The sequence below is a fragment of the Cognatundibacterium luofuense genome (genome assembly GCF_018139685.1).
Lineage (GTDB): Bacteria > Pseudomonadota > Gammaproteobacteria > Burkholderiales > Burkholderiaceae_D > Undibacterium > Undibacterium luofuense.
The window spans coordinates 1-288 of record NZ_JAGSPN010000612.1; the positions used below are offsets into that span (position 1 = coordinate 1).

A 288-nucleotide genomic window follows, 5' to 3' on the forward strand; every position below is an offset into this window, starting at 1 on the left:
CTGGTCACCCAGTAACGTACCCTGAATGACATCGCCATCATCGAGTAATACGGTATTTGGGTTTTCCGCGCGTGCAGACTGAATCAGGGCTGCGGTACGCTCCAAACCGATACTGGTGTCAGCTTTCAAGCCATAGTAATCGTAGCTCAAGATGTTTTGATGCAAATCGGTGGTTTCCAGTAACGAGACTTTGACGATGGTTCCCTCAGGAATCGTTTCGGCCTCAGTGGTGGCTGAGCTGGAATTATTGTTGGCACAGCCACTGAGGATCAGGCCAGGGAACAGAGC

General features: G+C 51.0%; 1 pseudogene. It reads right to left on the bottom strand.

The window, feature by feature from the left end:
* Positions 1 to 285: pseudogene (locus KDM89_RS21865) on the bottom strand (bifunctional metallophosphatase/5'-nucleotidase); the annotation flags it as partial.
* Positions 286 to 288 lie beyond the last annotated feature (3 nt).